This window comes from Neisseria lactamica (genome assembly GCF_901482445.1).
GTDB lineage: Bacteria > Pseudomonadota > Gammaproteobacteria > Burkholderiales > Neisseriaceae > Neisseria > Neisseria lactamica.
The window spans coordinates 589217-602586 of sequence record NZ_LR590477.1 but is presented as its reverse complement, the minus strand read 5'-3'; the positions used below and the strand labels follow the sequence as shown (position 1 = coordinate 602586).

Here is a 13370-nt window from a genome sequence, read left to right as displayed (position 1 = left end):
ATAAAGGAAATCTGTTTATGCAGTTGCCGCGTCTTTCTTCACGGCGGTTATTTTGATTTCGACACGCCACTCCGGACGGGCAAGCCGCGCTTCCACGCAGGCGCGGGCGGGCGTTCTGCCGGCGGCAACCCAAGCGTCCCACACGCCGTTCATTTCCGCATAGTCGCCCATATCGCGCAGATAGATGACCGCATCCAAAACGTGTGCCTTGTCCGAGCCGCATTCCGCCAGCCAGCGGTCGGTTTGGGCAAGCACGTCGGCAGTCTGTTCGGCAGCCGTTTCACCGTTTTCGGGAACCATGCCGGAGAGGAAAATCAAACCGCCCGCGCAAACCGCTTCGGAATAGCGGGGCGTTGTGCCGAAATATCGGATATCCATATCGGTTTCCTTCGATAAAGGGGATATATGGTAACATTGCGCTTGACCGATTTCCATGTTTTGCATGACGAAAAATGAGTAAACACACTTATCCGATAACACCTGCCGTACGCGTTTTGCGTGAAAACGGCATCGAATTTGAACCTTTTACCTATGCCTATGAGGAACACGGCGGCACGGCGCAGTTTGCGCGCCTGTTCGGCAAAGACGAACACTTAGTCATTAAAACCATTGTTTTACAAGATGAAAACGGCAAGGGGCTGATTGTCTTGATGCACGGCGACAAACAGATTTCAACCCGCAATCTGGCGCGGCATTTGGGTGCGAAACACATCGAACCCGCCACGCCCGCACAGGCAAACAAGTGGACGGGCTATCTGGTCGGCGGCACAACGCCGTTCGGCATCCGGACAAAATTGGATATTTACGTCGAACAGTCGGTGATGGATTTGGAAACCATCTATATCAACGGCGGAAAACGCGGGTTCATTATCGGCATCCGTCCCGGAGATTTAAATATTTTGAACCCGAAAACAATACAGGCGGCGGTTTGACGGGGAAGTATAAGGAACAATATGGACAAAGATTTGTATGCCGTATTGGGCGTGTCGCCGCAGGCGGGGGCGGACGAAATCAAACGCGCCTACCGCAAGCTGGCGATGAAATACCATCCCGACCGCAATCCGGGCAATCCGCAGGCGGAAGAAAAGTTCAAAGAAATCCAACGGGCTTACGATACGCTTTCCGACCTGTCGAAACGGACGCAATACGACTCGTCTTTCAGAGGGCATGATGAACGCGGGCGGCAAGAAGAGGCATTCCGCCGCGAACAGGCGCGCAGGGAGCAGTTTTACCGCGAACAGATGCGCCGCGAACAGGCGTTCAGACAGGCGTTTGAACGGCAGGCTTCACGTTCGCGCCATACTTACGAACCGTCCGGCGGCGGAAGCGGGCGCAACTATGTCCTCGCCGCCTACATCCTGTTCGGTTTGGGTGCGATCATGCAGTTCATGCCCATAGTCGGCGTGATTCTCGCCTATATGAAACGGAACAGTTTGGACAGTATTGTCTATGCCGCGCATACCGAATACCTGATTAAAACCTTTTGGCGCACATTTTGGCTTTATCTTTTGGGCGCGCTGACTGCCCGTTTCGGCATCGGCGTGCTGATTATTATTGCAACGACCGTCTGGTATTTCTACCGCATCATCGCCGGCTTTATCCGCTTCAACGACGGCAGGGCGGTCGCACCCGAGAAATGGATATAGTATGGTTTACCTGTTAATCAGCATCGTGTTCAGCGTGTCGGTTTCCATTTTGCTGAAAATGGCAAGGAAGAAAAAAATCGACATCGCGCAGGCGGTCGCCGTCAATTATGTGGTCGCGGTCATACTGACCCTGCTGGTATTGAAGCCGGATGTCGGCAATATCGGCGCATTTTTGCCGACGTGGTGGCTGTTTGCCGCTTTGGGCGTGTTGTTGCCGTCCGTATTCGTCATTATGGGCAAATCCGTAGAATCCGCCGGTATCGTCAAATCCGACGCGGCGCAGCGTTTATCGCTGTTTTTGCCGATTGTTGCCACCTTGACGCTGTTTGGCGAAAAACTCAGCGAAGGCAAACTGATCGGGCTGTGCCTCGCATTTGCCGCACTGTTCTGCCTGCTTTGGAAACACGGCGGCGGCAAAAAATCAGGCAGCGCGTGGCGGCAGGCGGCATTGCTGCTGGGCGTGTGGGCGGGTTACGGCATTATCGACATCCTGTTCAAACAGCTTGCCAAAAGCGGAACGGCATTTTCAGGCAACCTGCTGATTGCATTTGTGCTGGCGGGTGTGCTGATGTTTGCCTGCCTCTTTGCCAAATCGGTCAGATGGCGCGTTGAGAGTGTGGTCGGCGGCGTACTCTTGGGCGGTTTGAATTTTATGAATATCGTAACCTACATCACCGCGCACCAAATGATGAAGGACAATCCCACGCTGGTTTTTGCCGGTATGAATATCGGCGTGATTGTTTTGGGTACGCTTTCGGGCGCACTGTTTTTTAAGGAAAAAATCAGCACAATCAATACGGCGGGAATCGTGTTGGCACTGTGTTCCATCGCCTGCCTGTTTTATTGGGCGGAGGTCAAGGCACTATTCGGCATATAATCCGGCCGTGTCCGCATACCGCGCAAACGCGTTTTAAGTAATTGTTTTTTTGTCAATAAATTAGATTTTTGCCCGAATGGAAAAACCGGCTTTTCCCGGCAAACCGCCGGAATCGGACGGCGGTTAAAACAGCCTTGAACGCCAAAATGCCGTCTGAAGCAGCATCCCTGCTTCAGACGGCATTCTTCTGTAACCTTACAGATGAGGATTCATCAGGTTCTCGGGAGAGAGGATGCGGTTGAGTTCTTCCTCGCTCAACAGTCCGCGTTCCAAAACAACCTCGCGCACGCCTTTGCCGGTTTGGGCGCAAATTTTGCCGACCAAATCGCCGTTGTGGTGGCCGATGTACGGATTCAGATAAGTGACCAAACCGATGGAGTTGAAAACGTAACGTTCGCAGATTTCGCGGTTGACCGTAATGCCTTTGACACATTTGTCGGACAGGTTGACGGCGGCATTGCCCAAGAGGGAAATCGTTTCAAACATACATTGGGCGATGACCGGCTCCATTACGTTTAATTGCAACTGACCTGCTTCGGCGGCGAAAGTGATGGTGGTGTCGTTGCCGATGACTTTGAAGCAGACTTGGTTGACCACTTCGGGAATCACGGGATTGACTTTGGCAGGCATGATGGAAGAACCGGCCTGCAATTCGGGCAGGTTGATTTCTTTCAAGCCGGCACGCGGGCCGGAAGAGAGCAGGCGTAAGTCGTTGCAGATTTTGGAGAGTTTGACGGCTGTGCGTTTCAATGCGCCGTGTACCATCACATATGCGCCGCAGTCGGAGGTCGCTTCGATCAGGTTTTCAGTCAGTTTGCAAGGCAAGCCGCTGACTTCGGAAAGTTTCTCAACGACCAAAGCCGCATAGCCTTTAGGCGTATTCACGCCTGTACCGATTGCCGTTGCGCCCAAATTGACTTCTAAAAGCAGTTGGCGCGTGCGGTCGAGGTTGAGGATTTCCTCTTCCAACAACACTTGGAAAGATTGGAATTCTTGTCCTGCCGTCATCGGCACGGCATCTTGAAGCTGGGTGCGCCCCATTTTCAAAACGTCTTTGAATTCTTCGGCTTTGGCGGCAAAGGCGTTTTTCAATACGGTCAGTTTGTCGAGCAATTCGCCGATGCTGTAATACACGGCAAGGCGGAAGCCGGTAGGATAGGCATCGTTGGTGGATTGGCTGGCGTTGACATGATCCATCGGATTGACGATGTCGTAGCGGCCTTTTTCGTATCCCAAGGCTTCCAATGCGAGGTTGGCGATAACTTCGTTGGTATTCATGTTGACCGAAGTACCTGCGCCGCCCTGATACACATCGGACGGGAATTGGTCGAGGCAGCGGTTGTTTAACAAAACTTCGTCGCAGGCTTTTTCGATGGCAGCCGCGATTTCAGGCTTGATTGCGCCCAATTCGCCGTTTGCCTGTGCCGTCGCTTTTTTTACCATCACCATACTGCGGACAAACTGCGGCACGTCGGAAATTTTTTGTGTGGAAATTTTAAAGTTTTCAATGGCGCGCAGGGTGTGGATGCCCCAATATACTTCGGCGGGAATCTCGCGGTCGCCCAATAAGTCGTGTTCGGTACGGACAGTCATGTTTTTACCTTTGTAAGTCGGATAATTAATATTGAAAAAATGCGGTATCGGAAGGATAACGCATGAAGTCGAACACTATACCGGTCGGATGAAATTGTCCATATCGTATGCCGTCTGAAAACGGGAAACGTTGTTTTCGGGCGTTACTTTCCGGACTTTCCGGCAAGCTCTGCCGGCAGCCGAAACATAGCGCGGCGGATTGTATCTCACAGTATCAGGGCGGTAAGGGGATGATTGGGTCGGGCATATCGGCTTACGGTTGATGCGGCGGCTTGATGAAGACGGCACAAATGCCGTCTGAAGGGCGTTCAGACGGCATTTTTATTGACTCGTATCAAGATTTATTGTTTGGCTGCCTCGATTTGGATGTCGATGCGGACGCTTTTGCTCATACCGGCGTTAACGAGGTAGTCCACGCCCCATTTGGTGCGGTCGATGGTGGTGCTGAAGTCGCCGCCGCAAACTTCGGTTTTCAACATCGGGCTTTGGTAGCAGTTGAATTTTTCGGCTTTGAGTTTGACGGGGGCGGTTTTGCCGTGCATGGTCAGGTTGCCGTCAACGGAAACAAGTTTTTTGCCGTTGAAATTGAATTTGGTGGAAACGAAGCGGATGTTCGGATATTGGGCGGCATCGAAGATGTCGGCTGATTTCAGGTGGTCGGTAAAGTGTTGCGAACCGCTTTGCAGGTTGGCAACGGGGATAGTGATGTCGATTTTGCCGTCGCGTTTTGCTTGGTCGAACTCGACGGAACCGGTCAGACCGTAAAAACCGCCGACGTTGGTGCTGGTGTTGAAATGGTCGATGGCGAAACGGGCGTTGGCGTGATATTCGTCCACTTTGTAGGTGGCGGCGGAGGCAGTGCCGATGGCGGCTGCTGCGAGCGCGGCGATGATGATTTTTTTCATGATGATAATCCTTTGTGTGGGCCGATAAAGGCGTTTATCCTAACATAGGCGGGGATTTATGGCATTTCCTGCCGGTAAACGGTGGGTTTGCAGGCGGTTGACGAAAGGGGCTAGCGGAAAAGGGCGGATGAAAAAGCGCGGTGTGATCCGCGCTTTGTTTTTTTACAAGGCGGCGAGTACCGCGTCGCCCATTTCGGAACAGGAAACGAGTTTCGTGCCTTCTTCGTAAATATCGCCGGTACGCAAGCCCTGTTGCAGCACTTTTTGTACCGCGTTTTCGACTTGTTGCGCGCGCGCTTCGTCGTTGAGGCTGTAACGCAGCAACATTGCGAGCGAGAGGATGGTGGCAAGCGGGTTGGCTTTGTTTTGTCCGGCAATGTCGGGGGCGGAGCCGTGGGACGGTTCGTACAGGCCTTTGCCGTTTTCGTCCAGCGAGGCGGAGGGCAGCATACCGATGGAGCCGGTCAGCATAGAGGCTTCGTCCGATAAAATATCTCCGAAGATGTTGCCGGTGGCAATCACGTCAAATTGTTTGGGCGCGCGCACGAGCTGCATGGCGGCGTTATCAACGTACATATGGGAAAGCTCGACATCGGGATATTCTTTGCCGATTTCCTCAAAGATTTCGCGCCACAGTTCGGTGGTTTCCAAAACGTTGGCTTTGCCGACGGAGCAGACTTTTTTGCTGCGTTTTTGGGCGGATTGGAAGGCGACGTGGGCAATACGGCGGATTTCGCTTTCGCTGTATTTCATGGTGTTGTAGCCTTCGCGTTCGCCGTTTTCCAGAACGCGGATGCCGCGCGGTTCGCCGAAATAAATATCGCCGGTGAGTTCGCGCACAATCAAAATATCCAAACCCGCAACAATTTCAGGCTTGAGCGTGGAGGCGTTGGCTAGCTCGGGATATAAAACGGCAGGACGCAAATTGGCAAACAGGTTCAGGTCTTTGCGGATTGCCAACAAACCGCGCTCGGGGCGCAGCGGGCGGTCAAGATTGTCGTATTGCGGGCTGCCGACCGCGCCGAGCAGGACGGCATCGGCTTTACGGCAAAGGTTTTGCGTAAATTCGGGATAAGGATGGCCGTATTCGTCATAGGCTTCGCCGCCCAAAGGTGCGTATTCGTAGCCGGCATCCAAGCCTTGTTCGATAAGTTTGTCGAGTACACGGACGGTTTCTGCAACGATTTCAGGACCGATGCCGTCGCCTCGGAGGATGGCGATATGTTTGGTCATTTTAAGTTTCCTTATGGGTTGATGGTTGAAGGGTTATTTCTTTTTGTATTTATGTGCAATTTCGTGCCAACGGGGTATAGAAATCGATCGGTTGTAGTGTTTTTTATAGGCTTCCTCAAATTTCCTTTTCCATAAGGATGCGTTATGCCGTGTTGCCGGGTTTTGATAAACGGTTTCTTCAATTGCGGAAACAAAATCTTCCAAGCATTCAAACATAGGCATATTCTTTTTATTGATGCTGTACCAAACACCCGGGCGGATTTTATGCACCACGCCTTTTTTGACTTGAAGATTAATTGCCCATCCATCCATACTTCTGGTAATTTGCCATACTTTTTTAAGCCATAAATCCTTGATGGTTACATTGCCGTTGTCGTCCATATCGTAACCGAATATTAAATAATCTACATCCAGCATATAGGGCTTATGAATGATTTCATCAGAATACATTTTAAAATCTGCAATATCAAAACCCGGGCTGGCATTTCGGTTGAACGCCTTTACTTCCAACAATTCTCTGCTGCGGTCTTTTTTATTTAAAAAGAAATCGGGAGGCATTTGGGTATTGGTTGAAACATCAAATTCAATTTCCCTTTTTCTCAACCATCCGCCGAGCCATTCCTGAATGATGTTGCCGACAACATCTTTTTGTTTGACGATAATATCCACATCGCCCAAGAAAAATCTAATTTGACCATTAGCCGATAAGATTTTTTCTTCATCCAACAACTTATCAAATATTTGTTGTGCAGTAAGTTTTATCATTTTATCCCTGTCGGTTTATAAAGTATGCAGGAGTCTTTCGGATACCGCCTTAATCACAGGAACGGCAACGGTATTGCCCAATAAATCGTATTTGTCTTTTTTAGGAATATCAAACGAATAATCGTCCGGATAGCCGAATAAGCGCAAACCTTCTTTTCCGGTAAGTGTACGCAAACCGCCGTTATCAACGACGAAAAGGTGCTCCATATCCATTGCAACTAAGGTTGGCGCAACATCGTTTGGATCTAATATTTTATTGATTTCAAATGATTTTTTACCTGAAACAATATTGTAGCCTTTGGGCAGGGATTCGTCTTTGATTCTTTGCCCGCCAATTTTTTGTTTCGGATGCTCTAAAACCAAATAGCCTTTATCTGTCAGGCTGTCCAAAATATTTTGGAGATCGGGGTGTTTATAGAAAGTTGAAATTTGCGCTTTTGTCAAAGGCATCCCATCCATCCAATCGATACCGATTTCTGAAGCCCATTTTTTCTTCCTCCGTTCTTTTAGAAGGATATTTAACAATTGCTTCTCTTCTTCGGTTACTGCGCCTTTTAATTCAATATCCCAACTGTGGATATTGTTTTTCCCTCCCCGTTTGTCTTTTACTGATTTTCCGTACAGTTCGGACGGGGGAAATTTTTTTAGCAATTTTTTGATGAAAGGGCTGCTTTCGGTAGGCAGTCCCGATTCCAAAATATTTTTTAATTTCGGACTTGGAGTTGTTTCGAAAGATAAATCGGGTTTGGATTTCAAACTGCCTGTCAGATAAATGCGCTTCCTGTTTTGGGGAATGCCGAAATCTTTTGCATTTAAAACTTTCCAAGAAACATAGTAGCCCAATGCTTCCAAGGTTTCCAAAATAACGGTCAGGGTGCGCCCTATTTTTTGTGTCGGATCTTTTCTATCGTGTGTCACCAATCCTTCCACATTTTCCAAAATAAAACCTTTTGGTTTTTTTGCCTTTAAAATCCTTGCCACATCAAAGAAAAGCGTTCCACGCGTATCTTCAAAGCCCAATCTTTTTCCGGCGAAAGAAAAAGCCTGGCAAGGGAAGCCTGCCAACAGGATGTCAAAATCGGGAATATCTCCCGTTTCAATTTTCGTTATGTCTCCATACGGCACTTCATCAGGGTAGTTTTGCTTCAATACTTCCAAAGCTGCCGGTTTGATTTCTGAAGTAAAAACACATTTGCAAGCAACCGACTGTTTCCGACAGGCTTGTTCAAATCCTTTCCTGATGCCGCTCATTCCGGAAAATAAGTCAATAAATTTAATTTGTTGCATATTAAAAATCTAAAAATTTATTTGAAATGGAGAGTTGCATTATTGCATTAATTTAGAGTGTTGCTAAGCCCGCTTAAAAGATGAAAGCAATTTATCACCCCTCTGTTTGTATTAGCCGCAGCAATTATATGTTATCAGGAATGCCGTCTGAACGGCCTTCAGACGGCACAGGTTTAACCGTTAAACAGCCAAGGCTGGCTTTGGCGGCGTTTTTCTTCAAAGGCGTGAATTTCGTCAGCGTGTTGCAGGGTCAGGCCGATTTCGTCCAAGCCGTTGAGGAGGCAGTGTTTGCGGTGTTCGGTAATGTCGAATGTGAACGTTTCCCCGCTCGGTGTGGTCAGGGTTTGTTCGGCAAGGTCGATGGAGAGCCGGTAGCCTTCGTTGGCTTCGACTTCTTTGAAAAGCCGGTCAACCTGTTCTTCTGTCAAAACGATGGGCAAAAGCCCGTTTTTGTAGCAGTTGTTGAAGAAGATGTCGGCGAAGCTGGGGGCGATAATGGCGCGGAAGCCGTAGTCGTCCAATGCCCAAGGGGCGTGTTCGCGTGAAGAACCGCAACCGAAGTTTTTACGCGTCAACAGGATTTGCGCGCCTTGATAGCGCGGCTGGTTCAGGGAGAAATCCGGATTCAACGGGCGTTTGCTGTTGTCCATACCCGGTTCGCCGTGGTCGAGGTAACGCCATTCGTCAAAGGCATTGGGGCCGAAGCCGCTGCGTTTGATGGATTTCAAAAATTGTTTAGGAATGATGGCATCGGTATCGACGTTGCTGCGGTCGAGCGGGGCGACGATGGCGGTGATTTTGGTAAAGGCTTTCATGGGTTTGTGTCTTGTGCTGACGATGCCGTCTGAAACGGTTTCAGACGGCATCGCGAATCGGTTATTCGGTGGCGTTTTCGATTTTTTCGCCGAGATGGGAAATGCCGCGTCCGACGGCATTGCCGCCTTTTTTGACGGCTTCTTTGGTTTTGTCCCAGCCTTTTTCGACAGCGTTGCCGGTTTGTTCGGCGGCGCGTTCGGCGACGGCCTGTGTTTTGTCAAGATTGCGGGCGGTGTCTTGTTTCGCGCCCTGCCAAGTGCCGGCGCAGGCGGACAGGGCGAGGGCGGACATGGCGGTAATGAAAAGTTTGTTCATGGTTAAACTCCTTGATTTAAATATTAAAGGCGTTTCTGCCTTACGGGACGTATTTCAGACGGCATCAGCAGGAAGACCGCCTGAAAATACTTACGCCATCGTGCGGATGTCGGTAAAGCGGCCGGTAACGGCGGCAGCGGCTGCCATAGCGGGGCTGACGAGGTGGGTGCGTCCGCCGTTGCCTTGACGGCCTTCAAAATTGCGGTTAGAAGTAGAGGCGCAGCGTTGTCCCGGGGTCAGGCGGTCGGCATTCATCGCAAGGCACATCGAACAGCCCGGTTCGCGCCATTCAAAGCCGGCTTCGATGAAAATTTTGTCCAAGCCTTCTTTTTCGGCTTGTTCTTTAACCAAACCGGAGCCGGGGACAATCAACACGCGCTGCACGTTGGCGGCTTTTTTGCGGCCTTTGGCGATGGCGGCGGCTTCGCGCAAGTCTTCGATGCGGCTGTTGGTGCAAGAGCCGATGAATACGATGTCGACGGGGATTTCGTTTAATGGCGTACCGGCTTCCAAGCCCATATATTCGAGGGCGCGCTCCATACCGCTGCGTTTGACCGGATCGGTTTCTTCGGCAGGATTCGGCACTTTGCCGCCGATGTTTAAAACCATTTCGGGCGACGTGCCCCAAGTGACTTGCGGTTCGATGTCTTCGGCTTTGAAACGGTATTCTTTGTCGAATACCGCGCCTTCGTCAGACACCAGCGTGCGCCAGTATTCGACGGCTTTGTCCCACGCTTCGCCTTTGGGTGCGAAAGGTTTGCCTTTGACATAGTCGATGGTGGTTTGATCGACGGCGACCATACCGGAACGCGCGCCTGCCTCAATCGCCATATTGCACAGGGTCATCCTGCCTTCCATCGAAAGGCTGCGGATGGCTTCGCCGCCGAACTCGACGGCATAGCCCGTGCCGCCCGCCGTGCCGATTTGTCCGATGATGTAAAGTGCCACGTCTTTGGCGGTAACGCCCGCTTTTAATTTGCCTTCGACGGCAATCAGCATAGATTTGGATTTTTTCGCGGTAATGCACTGGGTCGCCATCGTGTGTTCGACTTCGGAAGTGCCGATACCGTGCGCCAATGCGCCGAATGCGCCGTGGGTGGAAGTGTGCGAGTCGCCGCAGACGACGGTCATACCGGGCAGGGTCGCGCCTTGTTCCGGACCCATAACGTGTACGATGCCTTGCCCTTTGTCCATAAACGGGAAGTAGGCGAGTGCGCCGAATGCTTTGATATTTTTGTCTAAAGTATCGACTTGCAGCTTGGAGATCGGGTCTTGGATGCCTTTGTCCCAGTCGCCGGTCGGGGTGTTGTGATCGGCGGTGGAAACGACGCTGTCGATGCGCCACAGCTTGCGCCCCGCCATTTTCAGGCCTTCAAACGCCTGCGGGCTGGTTACTTCGTGAACCAGATGGCGGTCGATGTAAAGCAGAACCGTGCCGTCTTCTTCTTCGCGGACGACGTGGCTGTTCCAAAGTTTGTCGTAGAGGGTTTGTGCGGTCATGATGTTGTTCTTTTGGATAAATGGTAATGCGGATTGGGCGGATTTTAGACGTATTCTTTATACCGCGCAACAGATTTTGTCTAATTTTTGAGTCGGTGTTATTTTGTAAACAATTTTAACAAAAAAATTAGACATATTGTCTATTTCAGTGAACAGTTATATCTAAAGAATGATTCGATATGAAAGAATACTTGTCGTCATTCTTTCAAAGGCATTATTATCTGTACCTTGTCAAAAAACACACAGAGGCAGACGAAAGATGAAATTACCGGTTATGTCGCCCGAACATTCGGCGCAACTTCAGGCGTTTGAGGCAAAAATCCTGTCCAATCACGCCAAAATCGAGGCGTGGTTCCGCACGCAGTGGAACGCGCACCGCCCGCCGTTTTACGGTTCGGTCGATATCCGCAACGCCGGTTACAAAATTTCGTCTATCGATATGAATTTGTTTCCGGGCGGCTTCAATAATCTGAATCCCAACTTTATCCCGCTGGCGGCGGTTGCCGCGCAAGATGCGGTGCAACGTGCCTGCGAAACGGCGAAATCCGTGTTGATTATTCCCGAAAACCACACGCGCAACACGTTCTACCTGCAAAACGTTTACGCCCTCGGCGAGATTTTGCGTTCGGCAGGGTATGAAGTGCGCTTGGGCAGCCTGAATCCTGAAGTGACTGAGCCAACCGAGTTTGAAACCGCATTGGGCGACAAAATCCTGCTTGAGCCTTTGTTGCGAACCCGCGAGCGCGTGCATCTTGCCGACGGCTTTTCGCCTTGCGTGGTTTTGTTGAACAACGACTTGTCCGCCGGCATTCCCGACATTCTCAAAGACATCAGCCAAACCGTTTTGCCTCCGTTGCACGGCGGTTGGACGACGCGCCGCAAAACCGATCATTTCGGCGCGTATAACCAAGTCGCCGCCGAATTTGCCAAGCTGATCGGCATCGACGAGTGGCAGATCAACCCGTATTTTGAAAAAATCGGCGGTTTGGACTTCCAAGTGCGGGAAGGCGAAGATGCGTTGGCAGAAGCGGTAGAACGCGTGCTGGCGAAAATCCAAGCCAAATACGACGAATTGGGTATTACCGACCAGCCTTTCGTGATTGTGAAAGCCGACGCAGGTACTTACGGTATGGGCGTGATGAGCGTCAAGTCCGCCGACGAAGTGCGCGGCTTGAATCGTAAAAACCGCAACAAAATGTCGAAGGTGAAAGAAGGTTTGGAAGTCAGCGAAGTGATTGTCCAAGAAGGTATTTATACTTATGAAACCTTAAACGGCGCGGTGTGCGAACCCGTCGTGTATATGATGGACCGCTTCGTCATCGGCGGCTTTTTCCGCGTACACGAAGGGCGCGGTGCGGACGAAAACCTCAACGCCGGCGGTATGGTGTTTGTTCCGCTGTCCAACAGCATTCCCACCGGCAACGGCGACAATTCGCAAGAAGCGCCCGAAGCCTGCAAGCGCGTATTCGAACAATGGGATTCACTCGGTATGCCGCGCTCCGAAAAAGACTGCGATGTGGACAACGAACACAACCGCCTCTATGTGTACGGCGTAATGGCGCGCCTGTCGCTTTTGGCGGCTTCAATCGAGTTGGAAGAAACGGCGTAAGACTGTTTTGAAATACAGATGCCGTCTGAAGCGGAAATCCGGTTCAGACGGCATTTCAAATACAAACGCAAACGAAAAGGGATGAGATGAGCATCAAGCAATGGCCGGAGGGGGAAAGGCCGAGGGAAAAGCTGTTGGAACGCGGGGCGGAGGCGTTGAGCGATGCCGAACTTTTGGCAATCCTTTTACGCGTCGGCACACGCGGAATGAGCGCGGTCGATTTGGCGCGCTACCTGTTGCAGGAGTTCGGCAGCTTGGGGAGGCTGATGAGCGCGGAGGTCGGCAAACTGTCGGCATATAAAGGAATGGGGACGGCGAGTTTCACACAGTTCGCCGTAGTCAGGGAAATCGGGCGGCGGATATTGGCGGAAGAATTGCAAGAAGAAATCACCTTATCCGATCCCGATACCGTTGCCGATTACCTGCGCTTTCATTTGGGACAGGAAAAAGTCGAAGTCAGCGTCGCGCTGCTCTTGAACCGCCAAAACCGGCTAATCGGTGTGCGTGAATTGTCCCGGGGGACGGTTGCGGAAAACACGATTTACATCCGCGAAATCGTCAAACTGGCTTTGGACGAGTATGCCGACAGCCTGATTATCGCGCACAACCATCCGGGCGGCTCGCCCGAACCTTCGCACGCAGACATCGCATTTACCCGACGGCTGGCACAGGCGATGTCGCTGGTCGATGTGTCGCTGCTCGACCATTTCATCGTTACCTCGCAAACCGTCTGCTCGTTCAGGCAGCTCGGACTGATGCCCTGACACCCTGTTTTACATCCGGCGGCTCTGATAAAATAGCCGCTTCGACCGTATCCGACAGAT

Annotated in this window: 15 protein-coding genes; 5 read left to right on the top strand and 10 right to left on the bottom strand. The window is 51.1% G+C overall.

Annotated elements, in window-relative coordinates:
• Positions 1-15: 15 nt before the first annotated feature.
• Positions 16-378: a RidA family protein gene (locus FGL10_RS03340; protein WP_036469538.1), complete on the bottom strand. Its 363-nt coding sequence runs from the start codon at positions 376-378 to the stop codon at positions 16-18.
• Between the two features lie 74 nt (positions 379-452).
• Between FGL10_RS03340 and ybaK the strand changes: the two genes are divergently transcribed.
• The 3 genes from ybaK to FGL10_RS03325 are packed head-to-tail and all read left to right on the top strand — an operon-like array spanning position 453 to position 2523.
• On the top strand, positions 453-932 hold the full coding sequence (gene ybaK / locus FGL10_RS03335) for a Cys-tRNA(Pro) deacylase (protein WP_002246942.1): 480 nt from the start codon (positions 453-455) through the stop codon (positions 930-932).
• A 21-nt stretch (positions 933-953) separates the two neighbouring features.
• Complete coding sequence (locus FGL10_RS03330) at positions 954-1646, top strand: DUF4870 family protein (protein WP_003708518.1); 693 nt, start codon at positions 954-956, stop codon at positions 1644-1646.
• Between the two features lies 1 nt (position 1647).
• Positions 1648-2523 (top strand): DMT family transporter, encoded by an 876-nt coding sequence (locus FGL10_RS03325; RefSeq protein WP_003708514.1) that lies wholly within the window; start codon positions 1648-1650, stop codon positions 2521-2523.
• Positions 2524-2718: 195 nt separating this feature from the next.
• Here the strand turns inward: FGL10_RS03325 and aspA are convergent, their stop codons facing one another.
• From aspA to leuC, 9 genes are all read right to left on the bottom strand, one after another.
• Positions 2719-4116, bottom strand: coding sequence for an aspartate ammonia-lyase (gene aspA, locus FGL10_RS03320; protein ID WP_003708512.1), 1398 nt, complete (start codon positions 4114-4116; stop codon positions 2719-2721).
• A 75-nt stretch (positions 4117-4191) separates the two neighbouring features.
• Positions 4192-4404: a hypothetical protein gene (locus tag FGL10_RS12005; RefSeq protein ID WP_003708510.1), complete on the bottom strand. Its 213-nt coding sequence runs from the start codon at positions 4402-4404 to the stop codon at positions 4192-4194.
• A 53-nt stretch (positions 4405-4457) separates the two neighbouring features.
• On the bottom strand, positions 4458-5021 hold the full coding sequence (locus FGL10_RS03310) for a YceI family protein (RefSeq protein ID WP_003708508.1): 564 nt from the start codon (positions 5019-5021) through the stop codon (positions 4458-4460).
• 162 nt (positions 5022-5183) lie between these two features.
• The gene (gene leuB / locus FGL10_RS03305; protein ID WP_003708506.1) at positions 5184-6254 is read right to left on the bottom strand and encodes a 3-isopropylmalate dehydrogenase; all 1071 of its coding nucleotides are present in this window, start codon (positions 6252-6254) and stop codon (positions 5184-5186) included.
• A gap of 33 nt (positions 6255-6287) precedes the next feature.
• Positions 6288-7019 (bottom strand): NgoBV family restriction endonuclease, encoded by a 732-nt coding sequence (locus tag FGL10_RS03300; RefSeq protein ID WP_003708504.1) that lies wholly within the window; start codon positions 7017-7019, stop codon positions 6288-6290.
• 15 nt (positions 7020-7034) lie between these two features.
• A complete protein-coding gene (locus tag FGL10_RS03295) occupies positions 7035-8306 on the bottom strand; it encodes a DNA cytosine methyltransferase (protein WP_003708503.1) in 1272 nt (423 codons plus the stop codon).
• Between the two features lie 173 nt (positions 8307-8479).
• Entirely contained in the window at positions 8480-9121 is a 642-nt protein-coding gene (gene leuD, locus FGL10_RS03290; RefSeq protein WP_003708501.1) for a 3-isopropylmalate dehydratase small subunit, read from the bottom strand.
• Between the two features lie 61 nt (positions 9122-9182).
• Positions 9183-9437: a hypothetical protein gene (locus tag FGL10_RS03285; protein ID WP_003708499.1), complete on the bottom strand. Its 255-nt coding sequence runs from the start codon at positions 9435-9437 to the stop codon at positions 9183-9185.
• 90 nt (positions 9438-9527) lie between these two features.
• Positions 9528-10937 carry a 3-isopropylmalate dehydratase large subunit gene (gene leuC / locus FGL10_RS03280; protein WP_003708497.1) on the bottom strand — a complete coding sequence of 470 codons (1410 nt, stop codon included), beginning with the start codon at positions 10935-10937 and terminating at the stop codon, positions 9528-9530.
• Between the two features lie 259 nt (positions 10938-11196).
• Between leuC and gshA the strand changes: the two genes are divergently transcribed.
• Together gshA and radC are read left to right on the top strand one after the other, a co-directional pair.
• Complete coding sequence (gshA, locus tag FGL10_RS03275) at positions 11197-12546, top strand: glutamate--cysteine ligase (RefSeq protein WP_003708495.1); 1350 nt, start codon at positions 11197-11199, stop codon at positions 12544-12546.
• Positions 12547-12632: 86 nt separating this feature from the next.
• Complete coding sequence (radC, locus tag FGL10_RS03270; protein WP_003708494.1) at positions 12633-13310, top strand: RadC family protein; 678 nt, start codon at positions 12633-12635, stop codon at positions 13308-13310.
• Positions 13311-13370: the final 60 nt, after the last annotated feature.

Coding starts and splice junctions, on each gene's coding strand:
- FGL10_RS03300 (WP_003708504.1), bottom strand. CDS start 7,019: ATGATAAAACTTACTGCACAACAAATATTTGATAAGTTGTTGGATGAA.
- ybaK (WP_002246942.1), top strand. CDS start 453: ATGAGTAAACACACTTATCCGATAACACCTGCCGTACGCGTTTTGCGT.
- FGL10_RS03310 (WP_003708508.1), bottom strand. CDS start 5,021: ATGAAAAAAATCATCATCGCCGCGCTCGCAGCAGCCGCCATCGGCACT.
- leuC (WP_003708497.1), bottom strand. CDS start 10,937: ATGACCGCACAAACCCTCTACGACAAACTTTGGAACAGCCACGTCGTC.
- FGL10_RS03295 (WP_003708503.1), bottom strand. CDS start 8,306: ATGCAACAAATTAAATTTATTGACTTATTTTCCGGAATGAGCGGCATC.
- FGL10_RS03325 (WP_003708514.1), top strand. CDS start 1,648: ATGGTTTACCTGTTAATCAGCATCGTGTTCAGCGTGTCGGTTTCCATT.
- aspA (WP_003708512.1), bottom strand. CDS start 4,116: ATGACTGTCCGTACCGAACACGACTTATTGGGCGACCGCGAGATTCCC.
- FGL10_RS03285 (WP_003708499.1), bottom strand. CDS start 9,437: ATGAACAAACTTTTCATTACCGCCATGTCCGCCCTCGCCCTGTCCGCC.
- FGL10_RS03340 (WP_036469538.1), bottom strand. CDS start 378: ATGGATATCCGATATTTCGGCACAACGCCCCGCTATTCCGAAGCGGTT.
- FGL10_RS03330 (WP_003708518.1), top strand. CDS start 954: ATGGACAAAGATTTGTATGCCGTATTGGGCGTGTCGCCGCAGGCGGGG.
- leuD (WP_003708501.1), bottom strand. CDS start 9,121: ATGAAAGCCTTTACCAAAATCACCGCCATCGTCGCCCCGCTCGACCGC.
- gshA (WP_003708495.1), top strand. CDS start 11,197: ATGAAATTACCGGTTATGTCGCCCGAACATTCGGCGCAACTTCAGGCG.
- leuB (WP_003708506.1), bottom strand. CDS start 6,254: ATGACCAAACATATCGCCATCCTCCGAGGCGACGGCATCGGTCCTGAA.
- radC (WP_003708494.1), top strand. CDS start 12,633: ATGAGCATCAAGCAATGGCCGGAGGGGGAAAGGCCGAGGGAAAAGCTG.